We start from the raw sequence: 25,653 nt of genomic DNA, 5'->3' as shown, positions 1-25,653 counted from the left end.
ATATTTAGATTAATTGTTGCGACAGTTAATCATTGCGGAAGTGGCGGAATTGGTAGACGCACTAGATTTAGGTTCTAGCGCCGTAAGGTGTGAGAGTTCAAGTCTCTCCTTCCGCACCATTATTCTTTAAATCGGCTTTTTACCAATTACTGATTTAAACAATACACTAGAGAAATACGGTTATTTATAACTGACAATATGCGGAAGTGGCGGAATTGGTAGACGCACTAGATTTAGGTTCTAGCGCCGCAAGGTGTGAGAGTTCAAGTCTCTCCTTCCGCACCATATCTCTAGTTTGTGAAAAGTCTTATGAAAATAAGCATTGTAGGTCTATCGCCAAGCGGTAAGGCAACGGCTTTTGATGCCGTCATACCCTGGTTCGAATCCAGGTAGACCTGCCACTCTTTAAGAATATTGATTTATTTCAGTACTCTATGTTGGCTACGTAGCTCAGTTGGTTAGAGCACATCACTCATAATGATGGGGTCACAGGTTCGAATCCCGTCGTAGCCACCATTTCTTTTCTGATGACAGTTAAGAATAAAAATTTGCGGAAGTGGCGGAATTGGTAGACGCACTAGATTTAGGTTCTAGCGCCGTAAGGTGTGAGAGTTCAAGTCTCTCCTTCCGCACCATATTAGAGACCTACTCTTTGAGTAGGTTTTCTTTTATCTGCAATATAGTGATCATCTCTATTGATGACGACGGCAAATAAAAGAATAAATAAAAAGCCGAGTAATTAATTTTACTCGGCTTTTTGTTTTTATTTTCGTTACAAAAGACATTCAATACTATCGTTATATCCCCATTGCATACTTCAATACGTGTTTTTTTATCACACCAGTATGATCAGCAGCCCGTAATCCAACATTACGCAGTAACTTTAATGGCCCAATATTATTACTAAACGTGCTGTAGAAAAAATCCATTCCAGTTTGCATAATCAAATTATCAGGCCGACGACAACGTTCATAATTAGCCAGAACGTGAGGTTGTTGCCACTCACCACCAGCTTGGCTGATTTTATCGATTAAACAAGCAACATCTTTAAAGCCCAAATTAACCCCTTGCCCAGCTAATGGATTAATGGTGTGGGCTGCATCACCTAATAACACCACATTGGGTTTATAGTATGTTTGTGCATGACGACGAGTTAAGGGAAAGCTACCATGATTAAGCACGGTAAACTCGCCTAATTCACTCGGGAACGTTGCCATGATCTCTGCCTGTAATTGCGCGGCAGGCATTGCTGATAATTGACGAATTCGAGCAGGAGAGTCATACCAAACAAGTGATCCTTGATGACCAGGCAAAGGTAAAAATGACCGCGGCCCCGCGGGGGTGAACTGCTGCCAAGTAATATCCTGTTGTGGCAAAGCCGTCGTGATATTAATTAGCATACAATGTTGACGATAATCCCATGCGGTAATACCAATATTTACTTGCTGGCGTACTTGAGAGTTAGCGCCATCAGCACCAATGAGTAAACCACAATTAAGCAGTGAGCCATCGTCTAATTCAATCTGATAACCATCATCAATCGCAGTTGCTGCCACCATGGTTGCTGGACACAATAAAGTAATATTGTCGTATTGTTCAAACTGTTGCCATAGCGCTAATTGAAGTACACGGTTTTCAACAATATAACCCAATTGCTGCAGATGCATCTCATCGGCATTAAACCGCGTGCGACACTCAGAATGTTCCCACGTTTCAAGACGCTTAAAGGGACATAAACGCATCGCCATTACAGATTGCCATGCGCCTAATTGTTCTAATAGGGCAACTGAACGTGGAGAAATAGCCGAAACACGTAAATCCATCGCTTGGGCTAACATAAAGGGCTGTGGTGCATAGCCTTCAATTACAGCCACATCTAGCCCTTGTTGCGCTAAACCAATCGCGGTAGCAGCGCCCACCATACCGCCGCCGGCAACAATGACATCATATTGTTCCATATCTTTACCTACCTATTATGCCCAAGCTTATTATTTGGTTATAATCTTTCAAACCATTGTGTTAGATGATTGTATAAGAAAATACGGTTATTGGGATACTACCATAATGTATTCATCGCTAATCGCCCATTAGCGACTCCCTCTCATCGCTGACAGGAATCCAACCACCATGCTGGCAGGCTTTAAACGTTTTACTATTAAACTTATTTTAAGCGCGTTAATTGTGCCTATTGTGCTAATCATTATTTTAAAATTTATCAACCCACCGTTTTGGGGCTGGGAAATTAGCCGTACTCTATTTCCACCACAAGGTTATCCAAAGCAAACACATCATCAATGGGTTAATTTGGATAAGATTTCAAAAAATATGCAATTAGCGGTGATAGCCTCAGAAGATCAAACCTTTCCAGAACATCATGGTATCGATCTTAGTGCCACTTTATCTGTACTTGAACACAGTGGTAAAAACGGCCCTAGCCGAGGAGCCAGTACCATTACTCAACAAACCGCTAAGAATGTGTTTTTATTTCCCAGCCATTCTTTCATTCGTAAAGGCATCGAATTGTATTTTGCATTATGGATGGAGGTTATTTGGGGCAAAGATCGTATTTTAGAAACCTACTTAAACGTCATTGAATTTGGTCCAGGGATCTATGGTGTTCAAGCGGCTAGTGAGCATTTTTTCCATATTCCAGCGAGTCGACTTAGCGCTCAGCAAGCAGCACAACTAGCCGCAGTATTACCTAATCCGTATAAAATAAAAGCCAGTCCAATGAGTAATTATGTCTATCAACGAACATTATGGATCCGTAAACAAATGCGTCAACTAGGTATGGTTACGCTAAATAAGGTCTATGATGAACAATCACTTTTTAAATCTTTTAATCTCTATCGCTAGTCAATTCCAAAAGACCACACTTTTTTCAGGGTGGTGATGATCTAGTCAGACCGAGTTTAAAGCAGTACAATACGCGGCTTGCTACAGGGCATTACCTTTTACATACGGTAATGCGGCCTGTCAGCCCGTAATCTGAATGTAATGAATCAACACTACGAGCGAAGAGAGATGGCGAAGAAACTGCTGATTAAAACCTGGGGCTGCCAGATGAACGAATACGATTCATCAAAAATGGCCGATCTTCTTAATGCTGCTAATGGCTTCGAGTTAACAGAAATCCCAGAAGAAGCAGATGTTCTGCTACTTAATACCTGTTCGATCCGTGAAAAAGCACAAGAAAAAGTTTTCCACCAGCTAGGCCGTTGGAAAAAACTAAAAGATAAAAAACCTGATCTAGTGATCGGCGTTGGTGGCTGTGTAGCGACTCAAGAAGGCGATTCTATTCGCAAACGCGCACCTTACGTTGATGTTATCTTTGGTCCACAAACCCTACACCGTTTGCCAGAGATGATTAAACGTTCTCAATCAAATGAAAAAACCGTGATGGACATTTCATTCCCTGAGATTGAAAAGTTCGATAGTTTGCCTGAGCCTCGTGCAGACGGCGCAACAGCATTTGTGTCTATCATGGAAGGCTGTTCTAAATACTGTACGTATTGTGTAGTGCCTTACACCCGTGGCGAAGAAGTTAGCCGTCCAATTGATGACGTGTTATTTGAAATTGCTCAACTGGCAGATCAAGGTGTACGTGAAGTTAACCTGCTTGGCCAAAACGTGAATGCATTCCGTGGTCCAACACATGATGGTGAACTTGCCAGCTTTGCTGAACTTCTACGTTTAGTAGCGGCGATTGACGGTATTGACCGTGTACGTTACACAACCAGTCACCCGATTGAATTTACTGACGACATTATTGACGTTTATAAAGATACCCCTGAGCTGGTTAACTACTTACACCTACCAGTACAAAGTGGTTCAGATCGTATTCTAACGATGATGAAGCGTCCTCATACGGTACTTGAATATAAGTCAAAAATTCGTAAGTTACGTAAAGTACGCCCAGATATCACCATGAGCTCAGACTTTATTGTCGCGTTCCCAGGTGAATCTGATCAAGATTTCGAAGATACCATGAAACTGATTCGTGATATCGATTTTGATATTAGTTACAGCTTTATCTTCTCACCTCGCCCTGGTACGCCAGCAGCAGATTACCCATGTGATCTTACTGAAGATGTGAAGAAAGAGCGTCTGTACGCCCTACAACAACAACTAAATAGTCAAGCGATGCGCCATGCTCGTCAAATGCTTGGCACAGAGCAACGTATTTTAGTTGAAGGTCCATCGCGTAAAAATGTGATGGAACTACGCGGTCGTACTGAAAACAACCGTATTGTAAACTTTGAAGGCTCTGCTGAATTGATTGGTCAATTTGTTGATGTAAAAATCATCGATGTATTTACTAACTCATTACGTGGCGAACTTGTTCGTACTGAAGCAGAAATGGATCTTCGCGTTGCAATGTCACCAGCAGCAATGATGGCAAAAACGCGCCGTGAAGATGATTTAGGTGTAGGCGTATATACTCCAGAATAACTGTCGTTCACTGCCGTCAAATCACGCGCAGTAATCACTATTATTCAAAGTAAGTCGCATGCCCTGAAAATATGGTCGCCTACATTTAGGCGACCTCAATGAGAGGCAAACCTTGAGCAAGATAATTACTGTAGAATTTGATCTGGAACCAGCTGATAATCAGCGTCTTTCCAGCCTTTGTGGTCCTTTCGACGACAACATCAAACAACTAGAACGTCGTTTAGGTGTTGAAATCAATCATCGCAGCAACCACTTTAGCGTCGTGGGTCAACCACACACTGCTGATATTGCCACCAATATCATTAAAGATTTATACGTTGATACGGCTCCCGTACATAACAACATTCCAGATATTGAACCCGACCATATTCATCTGGCGATCAAAGCTTCTGGCGTCCTAGAACAAACCGTAGAAACAAGTATTCCTTTTGGTAAAGAAGTCCATATAAAAACCAAAAAAGGGATCATAAAACCACGTACACCCAACCAAGCCCAATACATTGCCAATATCGTAACCCATGATATTACCTTTGGTGTTGGCCCTGCGGGTACTGGTAAGACCTACCTTGCTGTTGCCGCCGCCGTTGATGCGCTTGAGCGCCAAGAAGTGCGCCGTATTCTGCTAACTCGTCCCGCGGTTGAGGCTGGTGAAAAGTTAGGCTTCTTACCCGGTGATTTAAGCCAGAAAGTCGACCCATACCTACGCCCACTTTATGATGCTTTATTTGAAATGCTCGGTTTTGAACGGGTAGAAAAACTGATTGAGCGTAATGTGATTGAAGTCGCACCATTGGCTTATATGCGTGGTCGAACACTGAACGATGCCTTTATTATTTTAGATGAAAGCCAAAATACTACTGTTGAACAAATGAAAATGTTCTTAACTCGTATTGGCTTTAATTCTCGCGCCGTGATCACCGGCGATGTCACTCAAATCGATTTACCACGTGGCGCACGTTCAGGTTTACGTCATGCGGTTGAAGTATTATCGAATGTTGAAGATATTAGCTTTAACTTTTTCTTAGCCAATGACGTTGTGCGCCACCCTGTTGTAGCTCGCATTGTTCAAGCTTATGAAGTTTGGGAAAGTGAAGATCAAAAACAACGTAAACAAGCAGAACAACGTCGTCGTACAGAACAAGACGCCAAAGACGCCGCCTTATTCGCCGTTGCGACTGCCGCTAAAATTGAATCACAAAAGAGTAACTAATGGCGATTTATCTTGATCTACAACTTGCAACAGCAGACGAAACTGGATTACCGACTGAAGCTGAATTTCAACAATGGCTAAATGCCGCAGTCATCCCATTTCAGGCCGATGCTGAAGTCACTATTCGATTAGTTGACGAGCAAGAAAGTCATGCACTCAACCTTGAGTACCGTGGCAAAGATCGACCAACAAACGTACTTTCATTTCCATTTGAAGCGCCACCTGAAATCGAAATGAATTTACTTGGCGATTTAATTATTTGTCGTCAAGTTGTCGAAGCGGAAGCCATTGAGCAACAAAAACCGCTTAATGCACATTGGGCACATATGGTTGTACACGGCAGTCTGCATCTGCTAGGTTATGATCATATCGAAGATGATGAAGCAGAAGAAATGGAAGCATTAGAGACTGAAATAATGCAAAACATGGATTTTGTCGACCCTTACATTTCTGAAAAGTAGTAACATACCAACGAATATTCCGCGGCTTACTAAACCAAGCCGCATTTCCGTGGCAATGTCCACTTAGTTGATAAAGTAAATAATGAACGAAGATAACTCTCCAACAACTGAAGGTCCGAGTAGAAAATCCTTCTTTGAACGTATTGGCCAATTTTTCCAAGGCGAACCACAAAACCGTGAAGAATTAGTTGAAGTATTCCGTGATTCGGAAGAAAACGATTTGATAGACCATGACACTCGAGACATGCTTGAAGGTGTAATGGAAATTGCTGAAATGCGTGTACGTGACATTATGATCCCACGTTCACAAATGACAACTATCGAGCGTTCTCAGAAGCTAGAAGATCTTATTGATTTAATTGTTGAAGCTCAGCACTCTCGCTACCCTGTTATCAGTGATGATAAAGACCATGTTGAAGGCATTCTATTAGCCAAAGACTTACTGCGTTATTTATTGCCTGATAGTGAACCTTTTGATATCGACAAAGTATTACGTCCTGCCGTTGTAGTGCCAGAAAGTAAGCGCGTTGATCGACTATTAAAAGAATTCCGCGAAGAGCGTTACCACATGGCAATTGTGGTTGATGAGTTTGGTGGTGTATCTGGTGTTATCACTATTGAAGACATTCTTGAGCAAATTGTTGGCGAAATCGAAGATGAATTCGACGACGAAGAAGAGCAAGAAGTTCGTCAATTAAGTAAGCATACTTACGCGGTCAAAGCCCTAACAACCATTGAAGATTTCAATGAACTGTTCCATACCTCATTTTGTGACGAAGAAGTCGATACTGTCGGCGGCTTAGTTATGATGAGTTTTGGTCACCTGCCATCACGCGGTGAAGTTGTTGAAGTTAATGGTTATTCTTTTAAAGTGACCTCGTCTGATAACCGCCGTGTTATCCAGTTACAAGTAACTGTACCGGACGAAGCATTTCAACCTACCATTACTCCGTAAATGATGACAAAAAAAACACTCATCTCATTGGGACAGTTGCTTGCAGCTGTCCCTGCGGGTGCGATTGCAACCTTGTCTTTTGCTCCTTATGACTACGCATTTATCGCCCCATTAACACTGATTCTGTTTTTCCTTTTATTACAGAAACAATCTCCTAAACGTTCAGCACTGATTGGCTTTTTTTATGGTCTAGGCATGTTTGGTACCGGTATCAGCTGGGTACATGTCAGCATTGATACCTTTGGTGGTATGCCTAAAATTGCCAGCATGTTCTTAATGTTTTTATTAATTAGCTATTTAGCGTTATATCCAGCGTTATTTGGCTATTTATTTAATCGCTTTAACCGCCAACGTCCTTTGCACCAATTACTGCTATCTGGCCCTGTTATTTGGTTGGTACTTGATTGGATCCGTGGTTGGCTCTTTACTGGCTTTCCTTGGCTATGGATGGGATACAGCCAGCTTAATACGCCATTGGCACACTTTGCACCCATTTTTGGTGTCGAAGGGATCACCCTCGCATTAGTGCTCATCTCGGGATCGATTACTGCGACCCTCTACTACCGTAACTGGCGTCCATTCATGGTTGCGGTGTTAGTGGTAATATTAGCCGTATTAGCGGGTATTCCGCAGTGGGTAAAACCCGATCCTAAGCACAGTGTCAGCGTTGCTTTAATTCAAGGTAATATTTCACAAGAAGAAAAGTGGTTACCTAGTCATCGCTGGCCAACCTTGATGAAATACATGGATCTCACCCGTGATAATTGGGGTTCAGATTTAATTATATGGCCAGAAGCTGCTATTCCAGCGCTTGAAGAAGATATTCCGACCTTCTTGCAGAATCTTGATGCTGCAGCACGTGCCAATAACAGCACGGTGATTACAGGTATTTTAGATCAAAAAGCCGATGGTGAGTTTTTCAATAATATATTGACACTGGGTGTCGATGCAGATGGGCCGTATAACTACAATACAGCCACGCGTTATACTAAGCATCATCTGTTACCTTTTGGTGAATTTGTACCGTTTGCGAGCATTCTACGTCCATTAGCACCGTTCTTTAACCTACCGATGTCATCATTTAGTCGTGGCGCTTATATTCAACCAAATATTCAAGCGCATGGTTATTCAATTGCACCGGCTTTGTGTTATGAGATTGCGTTTGGTGAGCAAATTCGTGAAAACATCACCAAAAAAACCGAGTTACTGCTCACGCTTTCTAATGATGCTTGGTTTGGGCGCTCAATCGGGCCCTTCCAACATATGGAAATAGCCCAAATGCGGGCGCTTGAGTTTGGTAAGCCGTTATTACGTGGCACAAATACTGGTATTACTGCCGTGGTTGACCATAATGGTCACATCACCAAAGAATTACCACAATTTGTAACAGGTGTTTTAAAAGATAAAGTGATCCCAACCATTGGAATGACACCGTATACCACTTTAGGCAGCTGGCCATTATACGGTTACTGTTTATGGGCGTTAGCGTTATCTTGGCTACTTGTTCGACGTAAACGCGGACATTTCCGTGACTTACCTCCAACGGAAACAGAATAAACTATAAGGTGAAGCTAATAACTTCACCTTTTTTTTTACGGTTAGTTTATTGTACTTTCATTGGCTAATAACAACCGCAATTCCGCAGACATTAACCACCCGCGGCGAGATAAGGAACGATAGATGAAAACGACACATAAAATTTTTACAACTTTGTGTTCATTATTAATGTTGATAATCTCAACACAAGCACTTGCTCAAGAACAACAAAATGACACCAAAGACGCATTAGCTCTTTTTTACAAATCCCCACAAACACAACCTTTTTTCCATTCTGCTTATGGGTATGCCGTGTTTCCATCGGTAGGTAAAGGGGGCTTTTGGATTGGTGGTGCTTATGGTTCTGGCGTAGTATTTAAAGCCAATCAAGCAATGGGATTTGCTAAGCTTTATCAAGTGTCTATCGGACTCCAATTTGGTGGCCAAGCCTTTAGTGAAATTTTATTCTTCCAAGATAAACGCGCTTACGATCGTTTTATTGATGGTGGATTAGAATTAGATGCTCAAGCGTCAGCGGTTGCCTTAACAGAAGGTGCCTCAGCTAAAATAGGTACCGCAGGTGCAGGAATGAATGCCGGTAGTGACTACATGACCCAAAGCTACATTAATGGTGTTGCTATCTTCACCCGCGCTAAAGGTGGCGCGATGATTGAAGCATCATTAGCAGGTCAAAAGTTCACTTACGAGCCAATGACAGCCGCAACTCGCCAGATCAAAGGCTACAATGATGTTCTGCCAACATTTAACAAGGAATATAAGCAGTCACCTACTGTGCCTCAACCACAACGTTCACAACCGATGCAAAAGCCAGCCGATACGATTAAACCGGCAAACTCTGCTGTTGTCGTTGATATCATTGAAAAACCAGACTATTAATTAAATAGCTAGGTCTTGAGCAATAAAAAACGCAGCCCTATATGGCTGCGTTTTAGTTCATTTTAAAATAACGTTTCGAGTTAGTTATGGATTTAAAGGCAAACGCGTGAAATGCTTGCAGCCACACTTCACACATGGTGCAATGCGCGTTACATGAGTGATCATTTCTGTATGGCCACATTGTTCACACACAAGATTACCCAAACCAACAAGCTCACCCGCCTGATAAACACCTTTATGCTGAATATCATCCATCACTTCAATCCACTCTAATTGTGTTTTATCTGTGATCTCTGCTAAATTTTTCCAAATACTTTCACTGACTAACTTATAAAATGGACTTTCACTGAAAGGCTCTGAGCTATTTTTCACTTCTTCCGTAAAAGTTTTTAGATCGCTTTTGACATAAGCTTCAACTAATGACAATTCATCTTTAGTCATATCGCTGGCCGCTTTACCATAAAGCTCGGTCGTTTTAAGATCACTTTTGATGTACGCTTCGATCAATGCAAGCTCATCTTTGGTCATATCACTGGCAGCTTTACCGTAAAGCTCAGTTATTCTAAAAAACTTCTTTAGCTCTTCTGGACTATGCTTAAGCGCTTCAGTTACTTTTTCTAATACCGCTTCATAATGCTTTTGTTGCTGAGTCATGGGATTAATCCTCCGCCAATGTGCGAAATAATTACGTAATTACGGCCAAATGTAAGATTAAGGTCGCCGAATCGCTATCAGCTATTGTTGACACCTTTACCTTTGGTTATCCTATGTCGATTACAATGAATGTGTTTGTATTAAACTCACAAAATTCTGGATGTCATCGATGCAAGAACAATATCGTCCACAGGACATTGAACAAAAAGTTCAAGAACATTGGGATAACAATAAGACCTTTGTTGTTAGTGAAGACCCTAATAAAGAAAAATTCTACTGTCTCTCCATGTTCCCGTACCCAAGTGGTCGCTTGCACATGGGTCACGTGCGTAACTACACTATCGGTGATGTTATCTCTCGCTACCAGCGCTTACAAGGCAAAAATGTTATGCAGCCAATTGGTTGGGATGCATTTGGCCTGCCAGCAGAGAACGCAGCAGTAAAAAATAATACTGCACCTGCGCCTTGGACATACGAAAACATTGAGTACATGAAGAACCAACTTAAACTATTAGGTTTTGGTTACGATTGGAGCCGTGAATTCGCAACCTGTACTCCTGAGTACTACCGTTGGGAACAAGAGTTCTTCACTAAACTGTATAACAAAGGCCTAGTTTACAAGAAGACATCTTCTGTGAACTGGTGTCCTAACGACCAAACTGTACTTGCGAATGAGCAAGTAGAAGACGGTTGTTGCTGGCGTTGTGATACCCCTGTTGAACAAAAAGAGATTCCACAGTGGTTCATTAAAATTACTGAGTACGCACAAGAGCTACTTGACGATCTTGATACCCTTGATGGTTGGCCTGAAATGGTGAAAACCATGCAGCGTAACTGGATCGGCCGTTCTGAAGGTGTTGAATTAACGTTTAACGTTAAAGGTCAAAACGATTTAGAAGTTTACACCACCCGTCCAGATACCCTAATGGGTGTGACATTTGTTAGCATTGCAGCTGGTCACCCTCTGGCTGCAAAAGCGGCTGAAAACAACCCAGCCCTAGCAACATTTATCGATGAGTGCCGTAACACCAAAGTTGCTGAAGCTGAACTGGCAACAATGGAAAAGAAAGGCATGGATACCGGCTTTACTGCTATCCACCCATTAGATGGTCGTGAAGTACCTGTCTACGTTGCTAACTTCGTATTAATGGATTACGGCACAGGTGCTGTAATGGCGGTTCCAGCTCACGATCAACGTGACTTTGAATTTGCAACCAAATATAACATCGACATCATGGCAGTTATTAAGCCAGAAGACGGTAGCGAATTTGATATCTCTGAAGCTGCATTCACTGACAAAGGTATGTTGTTTAATTCTGGTGAATTTGACGGCCTAAACTTCCAACAAGCGTTTGATGCCATTGCAGCAAAACTTGAAACGGAAGGTAAAGGCAAGAAGACGGTTAACTTCCGTCTTCGTGACTGGGGTGTTTCACGTCAGCGTTACTGGGGTGCACCAATCCCAATGGTAACGACTGAAGATGGTCAAGTACATCCTGTTGCTGCCGATCAACTACCGGTTATTCTTCCAGAAGACGTGGTAATGGATGGCGTAACAAGCCCTATCAAAGCGGATCTAGAGTGGGCTAAAACTACCTTTAACGGCGAACCAGCACTACGTGAAACAGATACCTTTGACACCTTCATGGAGTCATCTTGGTACTACGCACGTTACTGTTCACCACAAGCAGATGATATTTTAGATCCTGCGAAGGCGAATTACTGGCTACCTGTTGATCAATATGTTGGTGGTATTGAACACGCTTGTATGCACCTATTGTACTCACGTTTCTTCCACAAATTGCTACGTGATGCAGGTTACGTAACCTCTGACGAACCGTTTAAGCAACTACTATGTCAAGGCATGGTATTAGCAGATGCGTTCTTCTACACCACAGATAAAGGTGGTAAAGAGTGGGTTGCGCCAACAGATGTAACGGTTGAACGTGATGGCAAAGGCCGTATCACAACAGCGGTTGATTCTAAAGGCCATAATGTTGAACACTCAGGCATGATCAAAATGTCTAAGTCTAAAAACAACGGTATCGACCCACAAGAAATGGTAGACAAATACGGTGCAGATACCGTACGTCTATTTATGATGTTCGCATCACCGGCTGATATGACGCTGGAATGGCAAGAATCTGGCGTTGAAGGTGCAAACCGCTTCCTTAAACGTGTATGGAAACTTGTGCGTGAGCATGCTGAAAAAGGTGAAGCTGAATCAGTAGATACAGCAGCACTAAACAGCAATCAAAAAGCACTTCGCCGTGACATTCATAAAACCATTGCTAAAGTAAGTGATGATATTGGTCGTCGTCAGACATTCAATACCGCCATTGCTGCAATCATGGAATTAATGAACAAGTTAGCGAAAGCGCCACAAGAATCAGCACAAGATCGTGCTATTCTTGATGAAGCACTAAAAGCTATTGTTACTATGCTTTACCCAATGACACCGCATATCTGTTTTGAAATGTGGCAAGCACTGGGTCAAACAGACATTGACCATGCAGTATGGCCACAAGCTGATGCAGCAGCATTAGTTGAAGATGAAAAACTGATCATTGTACAAGTTAACGGTAAACTACGTGCTAAATTAACGGTAGCGGCAGACGCAACCAAAGAGCAGGTAGAAGCGTTAGCAATGGCTGATGATGGCGTAACTCGCTTCACTGATGGCAACACAGTACGTAAAGTTATTTATGTACCAGGTAAACTGCTAAACATCGTAGCAAACTAATCAAGGTTACTTTGCTTTGTTAGCAAGCCTAATAAAGACAAGTGCCTTAAAGATCCCCGCTTCTGCGGGGATCTTTATAATTATGGTCATATTTAATTTTGCGCCCAGCGCACCTTCTTTTCTTTCAAGGAGCTGACTTTCGTGAAAAGTTTTTTCTCGGCCAACAGACTAACTCGACTACTTATCATCACTCTTCTCGCGCTTACAACAGCTTCTTGCGGCTTTCATCTTCGTGGTAACTACATGCTACCAGAAGGCATTGCCAAGCTATCGTTAACCAGTTTTGACCCCTACGGCCAATTAACCCGTATGGTAAAATACCAATTTAAACTGCATGGTATTGAAGAAGTAAAACCAGCAGCAACCGTACCAAATCTTAATATCACCAGTGAATCAACTGGCGACAGTACGTTATCGCTATATCAAAATAACGGTAAAGCAGAATACGATTTAACGTTAACGGTTAACTACACTGTGACAATTCCTAATCAAGGCATTGAACAGTTTAGTACTAAAGTCACCCGTACTTTCCTAGATAACCCACTTTCAGCACTTGCAAAATCAGTAGAACGTGATGAATTAGTCAATGTGATGCGTGAACAAGCAGCACAACAAATCATGCGTAAACTGGCGCGTCTGACCACAGTGTTTAATAAAATGGAAGAAGACAAACTCAACGCTGAATTAGACCAAATATTGCATAATCAAAAAGTATCGATTAAAGATGGTAGTACAACCACTATCACCACAACACCTGCGATAATACATAAAAAACAAGATAATAACGCCCAATGAGAGTCTACCCTGAACAACTGACGCAGCAGCTAACAAAAGGCCTGCGTCAGGCTTATTTGTTGTTTGGTAATGAACTATTATTAAAACAAGAAGCGAGCGATAACATAAAGCATATCGCCCATCAACAAGGCTTTCTTGAACGACATAGTTTTACTATCGATAATAGTCTTGATTGGAATGCAGTATTAGATTGCTGCAATGCCATGAGCTTATTTTCAGCACAACAAATTATCGAGCTTGAAATTGCTGAAACTGGATTAAATGCCAATCAATCTAAAGCATTACTCGAAGTGATAACGGCGCTAAATCCTGATATTTTATTGATCCTTACCGGTCCTAGAATCAATAAAAAACAAGAAAGCACCAAATGGTTTAAAGCGCTGGATAGTATCGGCCTGTATGTGCCTTGTAATACTCCAGACCCACGTCAAATGCCGCGTTTTATTCAAGGTCGTTGTCAGTTATTAGGTTTAAAGCCCGATCATGAATCGGTACAAATGCTCGCGCAATGGCATGAGGGTAATTTACTGGCGCTATCGCAAAGTTTGCATAAATTAGTACTATTGTATCCCGATGGCATTCTCACCATCGTACGATTACAAGAAGCATTAAGTCGCCATAATCACTACACGCCATTTCAATTAATTGATGCTTTATTAGCCGGGCAAGCGAAACGAAGCCAACGCATATTGCGTCAATTACAAGCGGAAGGTGTTGAAGCGACTATTTTATTGCGAACATTACAGCGAGAATTAACTCAACTGTATAAAATGCAAGAAATGGGTAAAAAAGGTACGCCACTCAATCTCATCTTTGAACAATTTAGAGTGTGGCAAAACCGCCGTGAAATGTATATTGGGGCGTTACATCGACTATCTCTAACAACCTTAGTAACGATTATTCATCAACTAACGTTAGTAGAAATTCAAGTCAAAACCGACTATGACACCCAACCATGGTCGGCCTTGAGTTGCTTATGTGCAGAGATGTGCGGTATTCCAACCCACTTACAACCACGAGATTAATATCAATACAGGTCAAAATTGCGACTTTTTGCCAGTTTGAAGCAAATCACTCAACAAACATGCGAAAAAATACCGTCTGAACCTTGTCCGCTTATCGCTGTCTGATAAGAGCATGGTATACTGCGGCACAATTCATGGTCAGTATGTCTATTTGACATTATAGATGCTAGTTATAGCGTCATTCGGCCACTACTATACTAACACTCAAGTGAGGGAATCCCTTTGCAGGTTCAAGAACTACACGATTTCATTGTTGATAAAATTGACGACATTAAAGCACAAGATATCGTAACTATTGATGTTCGCGGTAAATCAAGCATCACCGATTTTATGGTTATTTGTACTGGTACATCTAACCGTCACGTGGCATCTGTTGCTGATCACGTAAATAAAGAATCTAAGCTTGTTGATTTTCCTCCTTTCGGCATCAGTGGCGAAAAAGAAGGTCAATGGGTTATTGTTGATATGGGCGATGTTATGCTTCATATCATGCAAGAAGATGCTCGTGAGCTTTACCAACTGGAGAAGCTTTGGAGCTAATTGACCATGAAGCTTCAACTGATTGCTGTTGGTACTAAAATGCCAAAATGGGTTGAGGAAGGCTATAAAGAATATAGCCGCCGCTTCCCAAAAGATATGCCTCTGGAATTGATTGAAATTTCAGCGGGAAAGCGTGGCAAAAACGCTGATATTCCTCGCATTCTACAAAAAGAAGGCGAAGCCATGTTAGCTGCAGTTGCTAAGGGCAACCGAATTGTTACTCTGGATATTCCCGGTAAACGCTGGGATACAGGACAATTGGCACAACAATTGGATGCATGGAAACTAGACGGACGCGATGTATCAATTTTGATCGGCGGACCTGAAGGACTTTCTCCTGCATGTAAAGCAGCGGCAGAACAAAGCTGGTCATTATCACCATTGACTTTACCACACCCATTGGTGCGCGTGGTAATGGCAGAAAGCTTATACCGTGCATGGAGTGTCACGGCTAACCATCCGTACCACAGGGAATAATCATAAATGAGACAAAAGCGAACCCAGATCCGCGACCATCGCGCTGAGTCGGCATTATTTTTTCGTCGAGCTCTTGTCTCATTTATTGGTATCGCAATACTTGTAGGCCTGCTGCTGTTTAATCTGTTCCATATTCAGGTTGAGCAACATCAGGACTATCAAACCCGCTCAAATGATAATCGTATTAAAATTGTCCCTGTCACCCCTAATCGCGGCCTAATTTACGACCGTAATGGCGTGATCTTAGCGGAAAACAGACCCATTTATAGTCTTGAGATCACCCTAGAAAAAGTCTCTGAACTCGATCAGACTTTTGCCGATCTTAAACAGATCATGGGCATCACTGACGAAGATATTGCCAACTTCCAAAAAGAGCGCCGCCGTACCCGTCGTTTTAAGTCAGTCCCTATTCTTGATCACCTCAATGAAAAGCAAGTTGCACTGTTTTCTGTTAATCAGCATCGCTTGCCTGGTGTAGAAGTAAAAGCACACTTAAAACGCTATTATCCTTACGGTGATACCCTCACCCACGTTTTAGGTTATGTTGCTAAAATTAACGATCGTGACCTTAAAAAACTGGATAAAGAAGGTAAGTTAAGTAATTACAAAGCAACCCGCGACATGGGTAAACTCGGTATCGAGCGTTACTACGAAGAACTATTACATGGTACCTCTGGCTATCAAGAAGTTGAAGTCAACAGCCGCGGTCGTGTTATTCGTACCCTTAAATATATTCCGCCTATTCCAGGTAAAGATATCAAGATCAACATTGATATTAAACTTCAGCAATATGTTCAGAACTTACTTATTGAGCATAAAGTTGATCCTGTTACAGGCAAAGAGATCATTAAACATAAACGTGGCTCAATTGTTGTATTAGACCCTAAAGATGATGCAATTTTAGCCATGGTATCAAGCCCTAGCTACGATCCAAATTTGTTTGTTCGCGGTATCTCAAGTAAAAAATACAACGCGTTGCTCAATAATCCAGATCGTCCATTGGTGAACCGCGTTACGCTGGGTATTTATCCACCCGCATCAACGGTCAAGCCACTGATTGCCGTTGCCGCATTAACCGAAGGGGTGATCACACCCAATACCACCCGTAACGATCCCGGTTGGTGGCAAATCCCTAATTCAACCAGCCGTAAATTCCGTGACTGGTTACGTTGGGGCCATGGTCGCGTTAATATCTATAGAGCGATTGAAGAGTCAGTAGATACTTACTTCTATCAAGTTGCTTACGATCTGGGTATTGATCGTCTTTCAACCTGGATGAATAAATTTGGTTATGGCGTATACACAGGCATTGATATTCATGAGGAGAGCAAAGCCAATATGCCCACTCGTGAATGGAAACAAACTCGCCACAAACGCCCATGGTATCAAGGTGATACGATTCCTGTTGGTATCGGTCAAGGTTATTGGACGGCAACACCATTACAGATAGCCAAAGCCACATCGGTGTTAGTAAATAGCGGTGTAGTACATCGTCCGCACCTGCTGAAAAATATTATTGATGATAAAGTCGAAGCACCGGCTAAATTTGAAAACTTTCCACCTATCACAGGTGTAGATCCTAAAACATGGGAAATTGCGCGAGAAGGTATGCACCGTGTCCTTTATGGTCACCGAGGTACTGCGCGTAAAGCCTTTTACAACACCCCTTATCAAGCAGGGGGTAAATCAGGATCTGCACAGGTGTTTGGTTTAGCTGAAAACCAAAAATATAACGCTGATGAGTTAGAAGAGCATTTACGTGACCACGCCCTATTTACTGCATTTGCACCGTTTGATAAACCGCAAGTGGTGGTCTCAATGGTATTAGAAAATGCCGGCGGTGGCTCAAGTAATGGTGGTCCAATAGCTCGACAAATATTTGACCATATGCTGATAGAGCCACCAGTCACGGTTCCTTTACAATTAGCGGCACCAACACAAGCTACTGCGGAAGTACGTTAATGAGCATCATGGCAACAACAGGGTCAAAGCCAAGTCTAAGTGACCGCTTACATATTGATATCCCCTTGCTATTGGGATTATTAGCCATCATGAGTTTCTCATTGGTGATCATGTACAGTGCCAGTGGTCAAAGCATGCCGATGATGGAACGCCAAGCAATGCGAATGCTGCTGTCACTTGGCGTCATGTTTGTTCTTGCCCAAATTGCACCACGCCGTTATGAAGCATGGGCCCCTTATTTATTTGGTCTTGGACTGATACTGCTCATTAGCGTACTTTCTTTTGGTGAAGTATCTAAAGGCGCACAACGCTGGCTTAACTTAGGCTTTATTCGATTTCAACCATCAGAATTAATCAAACTTGCAGTGCCATTAATGGTGGCACGGTTTATTGGTAACCGTCCGCTCCCGCCCACGTTTACCCATATTTTTGTTGCACTGGTATTAATTTTCACACCAACGATTTTAATTGCCAAACAACCTGACCTTGGCACTTCAATTTTGATTGCCGCATCAGGGATATTTGTTCTGTTTCTGTCAGGAATTAGCTGGCGAGTGATAATTGGTGCATTGGTATTACTCGGTGCCTTTATTCCTGTGTTATGGTTCTTCCTAATGCATGACTACCAACGTACTCGCGTAATGACCTTATTTAATCCCGAATCTGATCCTTTAGGAGCGGGATACCATATAATCCAATCAAAAATAGCTATTGGTTCAGGAGGAATCACTGGTAAAGGCTGGCTTCATGGTACTCAATCACAATTAGAATTTGTTCCTGAACGTAATACTGACTTCATTTTTGCGGTGATCGCCGAAGAATGGGGATTAGCCGGTGTTATCGGTTTACTCGCAATGTATCTGTTTGTATTGGGGCGAGGATTATTACTTGCAAGCCGTGCTCAGACCGCGTTTGGGCGTATGATGGCAGGCAGTATTGTACTTAGTTTTTTTGTTTATATTTTTGTTAATATCGGAATGGTAAGTGGACTATTACCTGTTGTAGGTGTTCCTCTTCCCTTAGTCAGTTATGGTGGTACCTCAATGGTTACTCTCATGGCTGGTTTTGGTATTCTGATGTCTATCCACACTCATAGAAAAATGTTGTCTAAGGCGACCTAATAAATGCGTTCACTATTTGTAGTTTTTTTCCTAATCCTTGCTGGGTGTAGTTCTTCGCCTGAACAAACTCAACAGCCACAAACAAAACCGGATACAACCGCTAAACCTGTTAAAGTGATTAAAATCGTCAAAGTCACCAAACCAAACACTGATGATCCTAACGCTGGACGCTATTCTCTTAAGGATGATCGCGCACCGACAGTCATACCTGATTTTTCAAAAGTAAAATTAGTCACCCCTCATTACGAAGCTTATAGTCGAGGTGGTAATAAAGACTACACTTTACGCGGTAAACGCTACCATATTATTAAGAATCCTAAAGGGTATACCGAAACTGGATTTGCTTCATGGTATGGCGAAAAATTCCATGGCCATAAAACAGCCAATGGTGAAGTGTATAATATGTTTGCGATGACAGCCGCACACAAAACTCTGCCATTACCAAGCTTTGTCCGTGTCACAAATACCTTAAATCATAAATCAGTAATTGTTCGCGTTAACGATCGCGGTCCATTCCATGATGGCCGTATTATTGATTTAAGTATGGCAGCCGCTTCTAAATTAGGCGTGATCAGCTATGGTACTGCTCCGGTAAAAATTGAAGTGCTTACCATTCCGAAGCCATCAACCACTGCCGAAATTAAGAAAGCGCCAATTCCAATTCAATATTTTATTCAATTAGCCGCGGTGAATACCCAACAAAAAGCGGATCAGATGCAACGTGAAGTAAAAAAACGCTACAGCACCAGTGTTGATATTGAAAAAATTGCGAACCGAGCTGTTTTCCGCATTCGATTAGGGCCATTTTTAGATCATAAAGATGCTGATTTATTGCTCGCTCAGGTGAAGAATAAACATTATCCGCAAGCATTCATGATCACTGAAAAACGATAACTGAACCTTATTGTTATTTTATAATCATACTTATTGCCTATAGTTTTTTATTAAAATCATAAAACTATAGGCTTTTTATGGCCTCACCCTATAACAATAGCCTCAATGTTGAGCTTAATCCCCTAATGTCAGAACTTTGGAAACTTCCGTTCAGGCACTGATTGCCAATGTGTTATCTGTTATAGTGAGCCCACTTTTTAGCCACAGATTAATTAAAGTTAAATATATCATGAAGAAAACAGCTGTGCTTTTCCGTTCTGTAGCCATCTCCGCCACTCTGCTGGCTTCAGCTACTGTTGCTGCATCACCAGCAGTAGTACCTGAAGCTCCACAAATTGCGGCTAAAGGTTATGTTCTTATTGACTACAACTCAGGCAAAATCATTGCTGGTCATAACCAAAATGAAAAATTAGCGCCTGCAAGCCTAACAAAAATCATGACCAGCTATGTGATTGGTCAAGAAATTAAAAATGGCAATATATCTCCCAACGATAATGTCGTTATCAGTAAAAATGCTTGGGCGAAGAACTTCCCTGGCTCTTCTAAGATGTTCTTAGAAGTGGGTAAAACCGTAAAAGTATCTGATCTTAACCGCGGTATTATTGTTGATTCAGGTAATGATGCCTGTGTTGCAATGGCTGAACATGTTGCAGGTTCACAGCAAGCATTCGTTGAGTTAATGAATAGCTGGGCAAAAAATCTGAAGATGAAATCGACTCACTTTACTAATGTTCATGGTTTAGATAATCCAGACTTGTACACAACCCCTTATGATCTTTCTATTCTTACACGTGCGCTTATTCATGATTTACCCAATGAATTTAAGATCTACGATGAAAAATCATTTACTTATAACGGTATCACGCAATACAACCGTAATGGTTTATTGTGGGATCAAAGCATGCACGTTGATGGTCTAAAAACAGGCCATACTAATAATGCAGGTTACAGTTTGGTAAGTACTGCCACTGAAGGCAACATGCGTCTTATTTCAGTGGTAATGGGAACAGCAAGTAAACATGCGCGTCTTGCTGAAAGTAAGAAACTATTAACCTATGGTTTCCGTTTCTTCACAACCTTAACGCCATATAAGAAAGATCAAACATTTGTGACTGAAAAAGTCTGGATGGGTGATACAGATAAAGTCGATCTTGGTGTTAATGAAAATACTTACGTTACGATTCCACGTAGCCAAGCAAAAGATTTAAAAGCAAGCTTCGTGTTAACTAAAGAATTAAAAGCGCCAATTCAAAAAGGCGAAGTAATGGGTACGCTTTATTACCGTCTAGGTGATACTGATATTGCTCAATACCCTTTAGTGGCACTTACTGAAGTAAAACAAGGCAACTTTTTTAGCCGCTTAGTTGATTATGTAACAATGCTGGTACAAAGCTGGTTCTAAAGCTTAATTGCAAGCAAAAACACTCATAAAAGAAGCGGCCAATGGCGGCTTCTTTTGCTTTTCAAGCTTGCATACACATTTTCCAATAACCAAGATAATCACAACCTTGTTTTCCAACTACTGACGCATTAAGATGCCTGCATATTACCGTGATTTGTGATCTATACCACGGTGTAAAGCCAGAGAAACCTGAACCTTGGAGTTCTATTATGCAAGATTTAAATAAAGAGCAACCAAAACTTAAAGATCTACTTGAATTCCCTTGTAGCTTTGCCTTTAAAGTTATGGGTGAGAATAAGCCAGAATTGGCTGATCGTGTTGTTGAAGTTATTCAAAAAACAATCCCTGGTGATTACGTTCCAACGACAAAGCCAAGCAGTAAAGGGACTTATACCGCAGTCTCTGTAACGGTTAATGCTACTAATATTGAACAGATTGAAACACTATATAAAGAACTTGGCGCGATCGATATCGTGCGTGTTGTTCTATAATAGCAAGTCAGATGGCGGCTTCTTATAAGTCGCCATTCTTTTTTATCCCCCCTCCTTCTTTTTACGCATTTCTTGCTATTTTTCCTCTATTTTCACTTCACCACATAACTCTTAAAACTATTAATAAGCCCTGAATAACGGGTTAATCATGCATCTTTGAACAGTTTAGGTATAATGGTCTGGTTCACAGCCAGTAAATGGCGCTTTGCGTTATATCAATAAATAGGCACAAATTTGCAAAAATCTCTTATTATTAGAAATATGGGCCGTTGTGATTACCAAACCACCTTTGATGCTATGCATCAATTCACCAATGACCGCACTGATAACTCAGTCGATGAAGTATGGTTGGTTGAACATCACCCCGTCTTTACTCAAGGTCAAGCTGGCAAGGAAGAACATCTACTCAACACAGGTGAAATTCCCGTCGTCCAAAGTGATCGTGGAGGTCAGGTGACATATCATGGTCCAGGTCAGCAAGTTGCTTATATATTGATTAACTTACGCAGAAAAAAACTCAGTGTTCGTGACCTAGTCAGCCACATCGAAAACACAATTATAAATACACTATCTCAATTTGGGATTACATCTAATGCTCGCCCTGATGCACCAGGTGTCTATGTCGACAATCGCAAGATATGTTCATTAGGATTACGCATCAGACGCGGCTGCTCTTTTCATGGTCTGGCACTTAATATAAATATGGATTTGGCCCCATTCCAACGTATCAACCCTTGTGGCTACGCTGGAATGGAAATGACGCAAACAGCATCATTAAACGGCCCGAGTGAACTGATGGAAGTTCAGCCGGTACTCATTGAAGAATTAACAAAATTACTCGACTACTCACAAGTCGAGTGGATGACGGAAAGCAATCAACTATGAGCAAACCAATTAAAATTGAACAAGGCGTTAAATACCGTGATGCAGATAAAATGGCATTAATTCCGGTACGTAATGTAGCCCAAGAAGAAGCACCCAAAGACGTGTTACGTAAGCCTTCATGGATGAAAATAAAACTGCCATCTGACAGTAAGCGCATTCAAGAAATAAAATCAGCCCTACGCAAAAATAACCTGCATTCTGTTTGTGAAGAAGCATCATGCCCAAATTTGGCTGAGTGTTTTAACCATGGCACCGCTACCTTTATGATTTTAGGTGCCATTTGTACACGCCGTTGCCCGTTTTGTGATGTTGCCCATGGTCGTCCATTAGCACCTAATGCTGAAGAGCCAAGTCATTTAGCTCAAACCATTGCGGATATGAAATTACGCTATGTGGTTGTAACATCTGTAGACCGTGATGATCTTCGTGATGGTGGCGCACAACATTTTGTTGATTGTATTAATGCCATTAGAGCTAAAAGCCCACAAATTCATATTGAAACCCTAGTGCCTGATTTCCGTGGTCGTATGGATCGCGCACTGGATATTTTTCAAGATACAGCGCCAGATGTATTTAACCATAACCTAGAAACTGCACCACGCTTATACCGTAAGGCACGTCCTGGAGCAAACTATCAATGGTCATTGGATTTATTAAAGAAATTTAAAGAAATTCACCCAACAGTACCAACAAAATCAGGCGTTATGATGGGACTGGGTGAAACCAAAGAAGAAATAATTCAAGTTCTAAAAGATTTGCGCGCTCATGGCGTTACTATGCTAACCCTTGGTCAATACCTTGCACCAAGTCGTCATCACTTACCGGTTGAACGTTACGTGCCGCCTGAAGAGTTTGACGAGCTAAAACAAATTGCACTTGATCTTGGTTTTACACATGCGGCTTGTGGTCCATTTGTACGTTCGTCTTACCATGCCGACTTACAAGCTCAAGGTGTCGAAATTAAATAATGAATTAATTCGTTCATTAATTTCCATAAAAAAACCGCTTTAGTCTGCACTAAAGCGGTTTTTTAACAACTAAACCACAAGGTTAATTATTTAGCAAAAGCAGCGCCAAATACAGGAGCAATAGAATCTAATACAGAAACTGTTACTGGCTTACCTTCGTTATCAGTAATGTTCAATGATGTACGATTACCTAGATCACCAACTAAAATACGATATTTGTCATTGGTTAAATTCATCGGCTTCGTACCTAACTGAGTCCAAAACGCATCATCAGGTTGACGGTATTTAACTTCAATTAGACCTTGTGAACGATTACGATCTTCAATAGTAAAGCCTAACTGTTGTAGCATTGCAGGTAAGCGTTCCCACATATCTTCATACGACGCACGCGCAATAATAATCGGTAAACCACTACGATCGGTTCCCATTACTACTGGAATGTTTTTCAATTGCTCAGCTGCCGCTAAACGCGCTTGCTCACGAGCCATATTGTCGTACTTAGACATCACTAAATTGGTCATTAAAATGCTGTAGCGACGCTTATTATCTGTACTAACTGATTTCACATCACCATTTTCACGCCAATCAGTTAGCGTAATACGGTAGCTATTAATGTTAGGCGTTTTTTCTATCGTGTAACGGCTACTGATCTTGGTATCTTCGTCATCATTAGTCCAAGAAACCCAATCAGTATCAATACGATCAGCGCTTTGTTTTATAATACCGACATTATTATCTGTGATCAGCTTTTGTGTCACACGCCAGATCTTCATCAGATCATTTGACGATGGCATAAACAAGGTTACGCCTTGCTGATCAATCGCAGAAGTGACTCCTGGAATCAATTCTAGCACTTGTAGTGGTGGACGAATATCAACCTTAGTGCCCACTTCGCCTTTATAAACCTGTTGCGGGATCGCATAGTTAGTATTACTAAAGGGTTGAGCCCCTGCCGGCAACGTCCAACTCTCAAGCGATGGCGTATTAAGATAATTAAAATCTTGCGCTGCCTGTCGACGACTATCCGTACCACTAGAACATGCGGTGATCGTTGTCACTACGACGGCGGCTAATGCTAGCCGGTATTTATAATTCATTTATGCTCCTGCGCTCCTAGATTGTTACAACCACGAATGAATAACTACGTATTATAATACGTTAGCATCAATAAGTGCTTGTTTAACAACAGGCTGCTGTGATTCGCTTAAAACAGTAAGCGGAAGTCGTAAGTTATCGTGTTCAATTAACCCCATTTGATGAGCAGCCCACTTAACGGGAATAGGGTTAGCTTCAACAAACAGTTTGGTGTGTAACGGCATTAAACGTTGATTGATCTCTTGAGCCGCATCAATGTTACCTTCTAAAGCAAGGTTAAACATTGTCGCCATTTCTGCTGCAACAATATTTGCAGTAACAGAAATAACGCCATGACCACCTTCAGCAACAAAATCAACCGCAGTTGCATCATCACCGCTTAGTTGGATAAAATCTGCGCCACAAAGTTCCCGTGTTTTTTTAACGCGAGTAATATCACCTGTTGCGTCTTTAATACCAATAATGTTGTCAAGTTTTGCTAAACGAGCAACAGTTTCAGGCAATAAATCAACCGCAGTACGACCCGGTACATTATATAAGATTTGTGGTATATCCGTCGATTCAGCAATGGCTTTATAGTGTTGGTATAAACCTTCTTGGGTTGGTTTATTATAGTATGGTGTCACACTTAAACAGGCAGCAATTCCCGTACCAGAAAACAGTTTAGTAATGGTTATTGCTTCATGGGTTGCATTTGCACCCGTACCTGCAATAACAGGAATACGCCCATCAACATACTCTAATGTTTTTAAAACAACTTTAATGTGTTCGTCAACCGTTAGTGTTGTTGATTCACCTGTTGTTCCCACGGCAATAATTGCAGTTGTACCTGCTGCAATGTGGTAATCGACCAATTTCTTAAGGCCGATATAATCAACTTCGCCTGAAGGATCAAATGGTGTTAATAGTGCTACCATGCTTCCTGAAAACATGTCTGTCTCCCCTGTTTTATATATCGTAACAATTCTAAACTAACAACATTAACAACCAATCATTAAAAATGGTTACGGTATATAGCTAGTTAATAAGTCATGGTACTTTTGCATGGCTATAAACTCAAGCAAAGGGTGACTGAAAACCGTTAACTGAC

Annotated in this window: 23 protein-coding genes and 5 tRNA genes; 24 read left to right on the top strand and 4 right to left on the bottom strand. The window is 41.6% G+C overall.

Translation table 11 applies throughout. From position 1 onward, the window contains the following. The first annotated feature begins 34 nt into the window (after window positions 1–34). The 5 genes from C9I86_RS17740 to C9I86_RS17720 all read left to right on the top strand — a co-directional run bounded on the left by C9I86_RS17740 (window position 35) and on the right by C9I86_RS17720 (window position 635). Window positions 35–119, top strand: a tRNA-Leu gene (locus tag C9I86_RS17740). Between the two features lie 81 nt (window positions 120–200). Further along, window positions 201–285, top strand: a tRNA-Leu gene (locus C9I86_RS17735). A gap of 41 nt (window positions 286–326) precedes the next feature. Continuing rightward, window positions 327–401: transfer RNA gene (locus tag C9I86_RS17730), tRNA-Gln, on the top strand. Between the two features lie 38 nt (window positions 402–439). Beyond that, a tRNA-Met gene (locus C9I86_RS17725) sits at window positions 440–516 on the top strand. Between the two features lie 34 nt (window positions 517–550). Beyond that, window positions 551–635: transfer RNA gene (locus C9I86_RS17720), tRNA-Leu, on the top strand. Between the two features lie 162 nt (window positions 636–797). Here the strand turns inward: C9I86_RS17720 and C9I86_RS17715 are convergent. After that, window positions 798–1,958, bottom strand: coding sequence for a 2-octaprenyl-3-methyl-6-methoxy-1,4-benzoquinol hydroxylase (locus tag C9I86_RS17715; protein WP_107277088.1), 1,161 nt, complete (start codon window positions 1,956–1,958; stop codon window positions 798–800). A 169-nt stretch (window positions 1,959–2,127) separates the two neighbouring features. On the opposite strand from C9I86_RS17715, the gene mtgA reads away from it, so the two are divergent. The 7 genes from mtgA to C9I86_RS17680 all read left to right on the top strand — a co-directional run bounded on the left by mtgA (window position 2,128) and on the right by C9I86_RS17680 (window position 9,511). Further along, window positions 2,128–2,856, top strand: a complete 729-nt coding sequence (gene mtgA / locus C9I86_RS17710) for a monofunctional biosynthetic peptidoglycan transglycosylase (protein WP_107277087.1) — start codon at window positions 2,128–2,130, stop codon at window positions 2,854–2,856. Between the two features lie 168 nt (window positions 2,857–3,024). Then, entirely contained in the window at window positions 3,025–4,452 is a 1,428-nt protein-coding gene (gene miaB / locus C9I86_RS17705; RefSeq protein WP_080175897.1) for a tRNA (N6-isopentenyl adenosine(37)-C2)-methylthiotransferase MiaB, read from the top strand. A 112-nt stretch (window positions 4,453–4,564) separates the two neighbouring features. Next, window positions 4,565–5,662 (top strand): PhoH family protein, encoded by a 1,098-nt coding sequence (locus C9I86_RS17700; RefSeq protein WP_080158112.1) that lies wholly within the window; start codon window positions 4,565–4,567, stop codon window positions 5,660–5,662. Next, window positions 5,662–6,123 carry an rRNA maturation RNase YbeY gene (gene ybeY / locus C9I86_RS17695; RefSeq protein ID WP_080158113.1) on the top strand — a complete coding sequence of 154 codons (462 nt, stop codon included), beginning with the start codon at window positions 5,662–5,664 and terminating at the stop codon, window positions 6,121–6,123. Before C9I86_RS17700 ends, ybeY begins: the two co-directional genes overlap by 1 nt. A gap of 82 nt (window positions 6,124–6,205) precedes the next feature. Beyond that, window positions 6,206–7,078: a CNNM family magnesium/cobalt transport protein CorC gene (gene corC, locus C9I86_RS17690; protein WP_080158114.1), complete on the top strand. Its 873-nt coding sequence runs from the start codon at window positions 6,206–6,208 to the stop codon at window positions 7,076–7,078. Window positions 7,079–7,081: 3 nt separating this feature from the next. Then, the gene (lnt, locus tag C9I86_RS17685) at window positions 7,082–8,635 is read left to right on the top strand and encodes an apolipoprotein N-acyltransferase (RefSeq protein WP_080158174.1); all 1,554 of its coding nucleotides are present in this window, start codon (window positions 7,082–7,084) and stop codon (window positions 8,633–8,635) included. A 123-nt stretch (window positions 8,636–8,758) separates the two neighbouring features. Continuing rightward, window positions 8,759–9,511, top strand: a complete 753-nt coding sequence (locus tag C9I86_RS17680) for a lipid-binding SYLF domain-containing protein (protein ID WP_080158115.1) — start codon at window positions 8,759–8,761, stop codon at window positions 9,509–9,511. A gap of 84 nt (window positions 9,512–9,595) precedes the next feature. Here C9I86_RS17680 and C9I86_RS17675 read toward each other — a convergent pair whose 3' ends face one another. After that, window positions 9,596–10,165, bottom strand: a complete 570-nt coding sequence (locus C9I86_RS17675) for a hypothetical protein (RefSeq protein ID WP_107277086.1) — start codon at window positions 10,163–10,165, stop codon at window positions 9,596–9,598. A gap of 169 nt (window positions 10,166–10,334) precedes the next feature. Between C9I86_RS17675 and leuS the strand changes: the two genes are divergently transcribed. The 12 genes from leuS (at window position 10,335) to lipA (ending at window position 23,468) form a co-directional block, all read left to right on the top strand. Then, window positions 10,335–12,908, top strand: coding sequence for a leucine--tRNA ligase (gene leuS / locus C9I86_RS17670; protein WP_080158117.1), 2,574 nt, complete (start codon window positions 10,335–10,337; stop codon window positions 12,906–12,908). A gap of 141 nt (window positions 12,909–13,049) precedes the next feature. Continuing rightward, window positions 13,050–13,703, top strand: a complete 654-nt coding sequence (lptE, locus tag C9I86_RS17665) for an LPS assembly lipoprotein LptE (RefSeq protein WP_107277085.1) — start codon at window positions 13,050–13,052, stop codon at window positions 13,701–13,703. Continuing rightward, the gene (gene holA, locus C9I86_RS17660) at window positions 13,700–14,728 is read left to right on the top strand and encodes a DNA polymerase III subunit delta (RefSeq protein ID WP_107277084.1); all 1,029 of its coding nucleotides are present in this window, start codon (window positions 13,700–13,702) and stop codon (window positions 14,726–14,728) included. Before lptE ends, holA begins: the two co-directional genes overlap by 4 nt. 222 nt (window positions 14,729–14,950) lie before the next feature. After that, on the top strand, window positions 14,951–15,268 hold the full coding sequence (gene rsfS / locus C9I86_RS17655; RefSeq protein ID WP_107277083.1) for a ribosome silencing factor: 318 nt from the start codon (window positions 14,951–14,953) through the stop codon (window positions 15,266–15,268). Window positions 15,269–15,274: 6 nt separating this feature from the next. Beyond that, complete coding sequence (gene rlmH, locus C9I86_RS17650; RefSeq protein ID WP_061000179.1) at window positions 15,275–15,745, top strand: 23S rRNA (pseudouridine(1915)-N(3))-methyltransferase RlmH; 471 nt, start codon at window positions 15,275–15,277, stop codon at window positions 15,743–15,745. A 6-nt stretch (window positions 15,746–15,751) separates the two neighbouring features. Further along, window positions 15,752–17,707, top strand: a complete 1,956-nt coding sequence (gene mrdA / locus C9I86_RS17645) for a penicillin-binding protein 2 (RefSeq protein ID WP_107277082.1) — start codon at window positions 15,752–15,754, stop codon at window positions 17,705–17,707. Beyond that, the gene (gene rodA / locus C9I86_RS17640) at window positions 17,707–18,828 is read left to right on the top strand and encodes a rod shape-determining protein RodA (RefSeq protein WP_080158122.1); all 1,122 of its coding nucleotides are present in this window, start codon (window positions 17,707–17,709) and stop codon (window positions 18,826–18,828) included. Before mrdA ends, rodA begins: the two co-directional genes overlap by 1 nt. Before the next feature lie 3 nt (window positions 18,829–18,831). Continuing rightward, a complete protein-coding gene (locus tag C9I86_RS17635; protein ID WP_080158123.1) occupies window positions 18,832–19,722 on the top strand; it encodes a septal ring lytic transglycosylase RlpA family protein in 891 nt (296 codons plus the stop codon). Between the two features lie 229 nt (window positions 19,723–19,951). Next, on the top strand, window positions 19,952–21,124 hold the full coding sequence (locus C9I86_RS17630) for a serine hydrolase (RefSeq protein ID WP_080158124.1): 1,173 nt from the start codon (window positions 19,952–19,954) through the stop codon (window positions 21,122–21,124). 209 nt (window positions 21,125–21,333) lie between these two features. Continuing rightward, window positions 21,334–21,615: a DUF493 family protein YbeD gene (gene ybeD / locus C9I86_RS17625; RefSeq protein ID WP_061000189.1), complete on the top strand. Its 282-nt coding sequence runs from the start codon at window positions 21,334–21,336 to the stop codon at window positions 21,613–21,615. Window positions 21,616–21,849: 234 nt separating this feature from the next. Next, window positions 21,850–22,500, top strand: coding sequence for a lipoyl(octanoyl) transferase LipB (gene lipB / locus C9I86_RS17620; protein ID WP_080158125.1), 651 nt, complete (start codon window positions 21,850–21,852; stop codon window positions 22,498–22,500). Next, window positions 22,497–23,468, top strand: a complete 972-nt coding sequence (lipA, locus tag C9I86_RS17615; RefSeq protein WP_080158126.1) for a lipoyl synthase — start codon at window positions 22,497–22,499, stop codon at window positions 23,466–23,468. Before lipB ends, lipA begins: the two co-directional genes overlap by 4 nt. Window positions 23,469–23,554: 86 nt before the next feature. Here lipA and bamC read toward each other — a convergent pair whose 3' ends face one another. Both bamC and dapA read right to left on the bottom strand, forming a co-directional pair. Further along, window positions 23,555–24,565: an outer membrane protein assembly factor BamC gene (gene bamC / locus C9I86_RS17610; RefSeq protein WP_107277081.1), complete on the bottom strand. Its 1,011-nt coding sequence runs from the start codon at window positions 24,563–24,565 to the stop codon at window positions 23,555–23,557. 51 nt (window positions 24,566–24,616) lie between these two features. Next, entirely contained in the window at window positions 24,617–25,495 is an 879-nt protein-coding gene (gene dapA, locus C9I86_RS17605; protein WP_080158128.1) for a 4-hydroxy-tetrahydrodipicolinate synthase, read from the bottom strand. Window positions 25,496–25,653: the final 158 nt, after the last annotated feature.

It is taken from the genome of Photobacterium sp. NCIMB 13483, from assembly GCF_003025475.1.
Taxonomy (GTDB): Bacteria; Pseudomonadota; Gammaproteobacteria; order Enterobacterales; family Vibrionaceae; genus Photobacterium; species Photobacterium piscicola.
The sequence above is the reverse complement of the archived record's forward strand: the minus strand, read 5'-3'. Positions and strand labels throughout refer to the sequence as shown.

Coding starts and splice junctions, on each gene's coding strand:
- lipA (WP_080158126.1), top strand. CDS start 22,497: ATGAGCAAACCAATTAAAATTGAACAAGGCGTTAAATACCGTGATGCA.
- C9I86_RS17675 (WP_107277086.1), bottom strand. CDS start 10,165: ATGACTCAGCAACAAAAGCATTATGAAGCGGTATTAGAAAAAGTAACT.
- mtgA (WP_107277087.1), top strand. CDS start 2,128: ATGCTGGCAGGCTTTAAACGTTTTACTATTAAACTTATTTTAAGCGCG.
- mrdA (WP_107277082.1), top strand. CDS start 15,752: ATGAGACAAAAGCGAACCCAGATCCGCGACCATCGCGCTGAGTCGGCA.
- dapA (WP_080158128.1), bottom strand. CDS start 25,495: ATGTTTTCAGGAAGCATGGTAGCACTATTAACACCATTTGATCCTTCA.
- C9I86_RS17680 (WP_080158115.1), top strand. CDS start 8,759: ATGAAAACGACACATAAAATTTTTACAACTTTGTGTTCATTATTAATG.
- holA (WP_107277084.1), top strand. CDS start 13,700: ATGAGAGTCTACCCTGAACAACTGACGCAGCAGCTAACAAAAGGCCTG.
- ybeD (WP_061000189.1), top strand. CDS start 21,334: ATGCAAGATTTAAATAAAGAGCAACCAAAACTTAAAGATCTACTTGAA.
- C9I86_RS17635 (WP_080158123.1), top strand. CDS start 18,832: ATGCGTTCACTATTTGTAGTTTTTTTCCTAATCCTTGCTGGGTGTAGT.
- leuS (WP_080158117.1), top strand. CDS start 10,335: ATGCAAGAACAATATCGTCCACAGGACATTGAACAAAAAGTTCAAGAA.
- bamC (WP_107277081.1), bottom strand. CDS start 24,565: ATGAATTATAAATACCGGCTAGCATTAGCCGCCGTCGTAGTGACAACG.
- ybeY (WP_080158113.1), top strand. CDS start 5,662: ATGGCGATTTATCTTGATCTACAACTTGCAACAGCAGACGAAACTGGA.
- rlmH (WP_061000179.1), top strand. CDS start 15,275: ATGAAGCTTCAACTGATTGCTGTTGGTACTAAAATGCCAAAATGGGTT.
- corC (WP_080158114.1), top strand. CDS start 6,206: ATGAACGAAGATAACTCTCCAACAACTGAAGGTCCGAGTAGAAAATCC.
- C9I86_RS17715 (WP_107277088.1), bottom strand. CDS start 1,958: ATGGAACAATATGATGTCATTGTTGCCGGCGGCGGTATGGTGGGCGCT.
- miaB (WP_080175897.1), top strand. CDS start 3,025: ATGGCGAAGAAACTGCTGATTAAAACCTGGGGCTGCCAGATGAACGAA.
- lnt (WP_080158174.1), top strand. CDS start 7,082: ATGACAAAAAAAACACTCATCTCATTGGGACAGTTGCTTGCAGCTGTC.
- rodA (WP_080158122.1), top strand. CDS start 17,707: ATGAGCATCATGGCAACAACAGGGTCAAAGCCAAGTCTAAGTGACCGC.
- C9I86_RS17630 (WP_080158124.1), top strand. CDS start 19,952: ATGAAGAAAACAGCTGTGCTTTTCCGTTCTGTAGCCATCTCCGCCACT.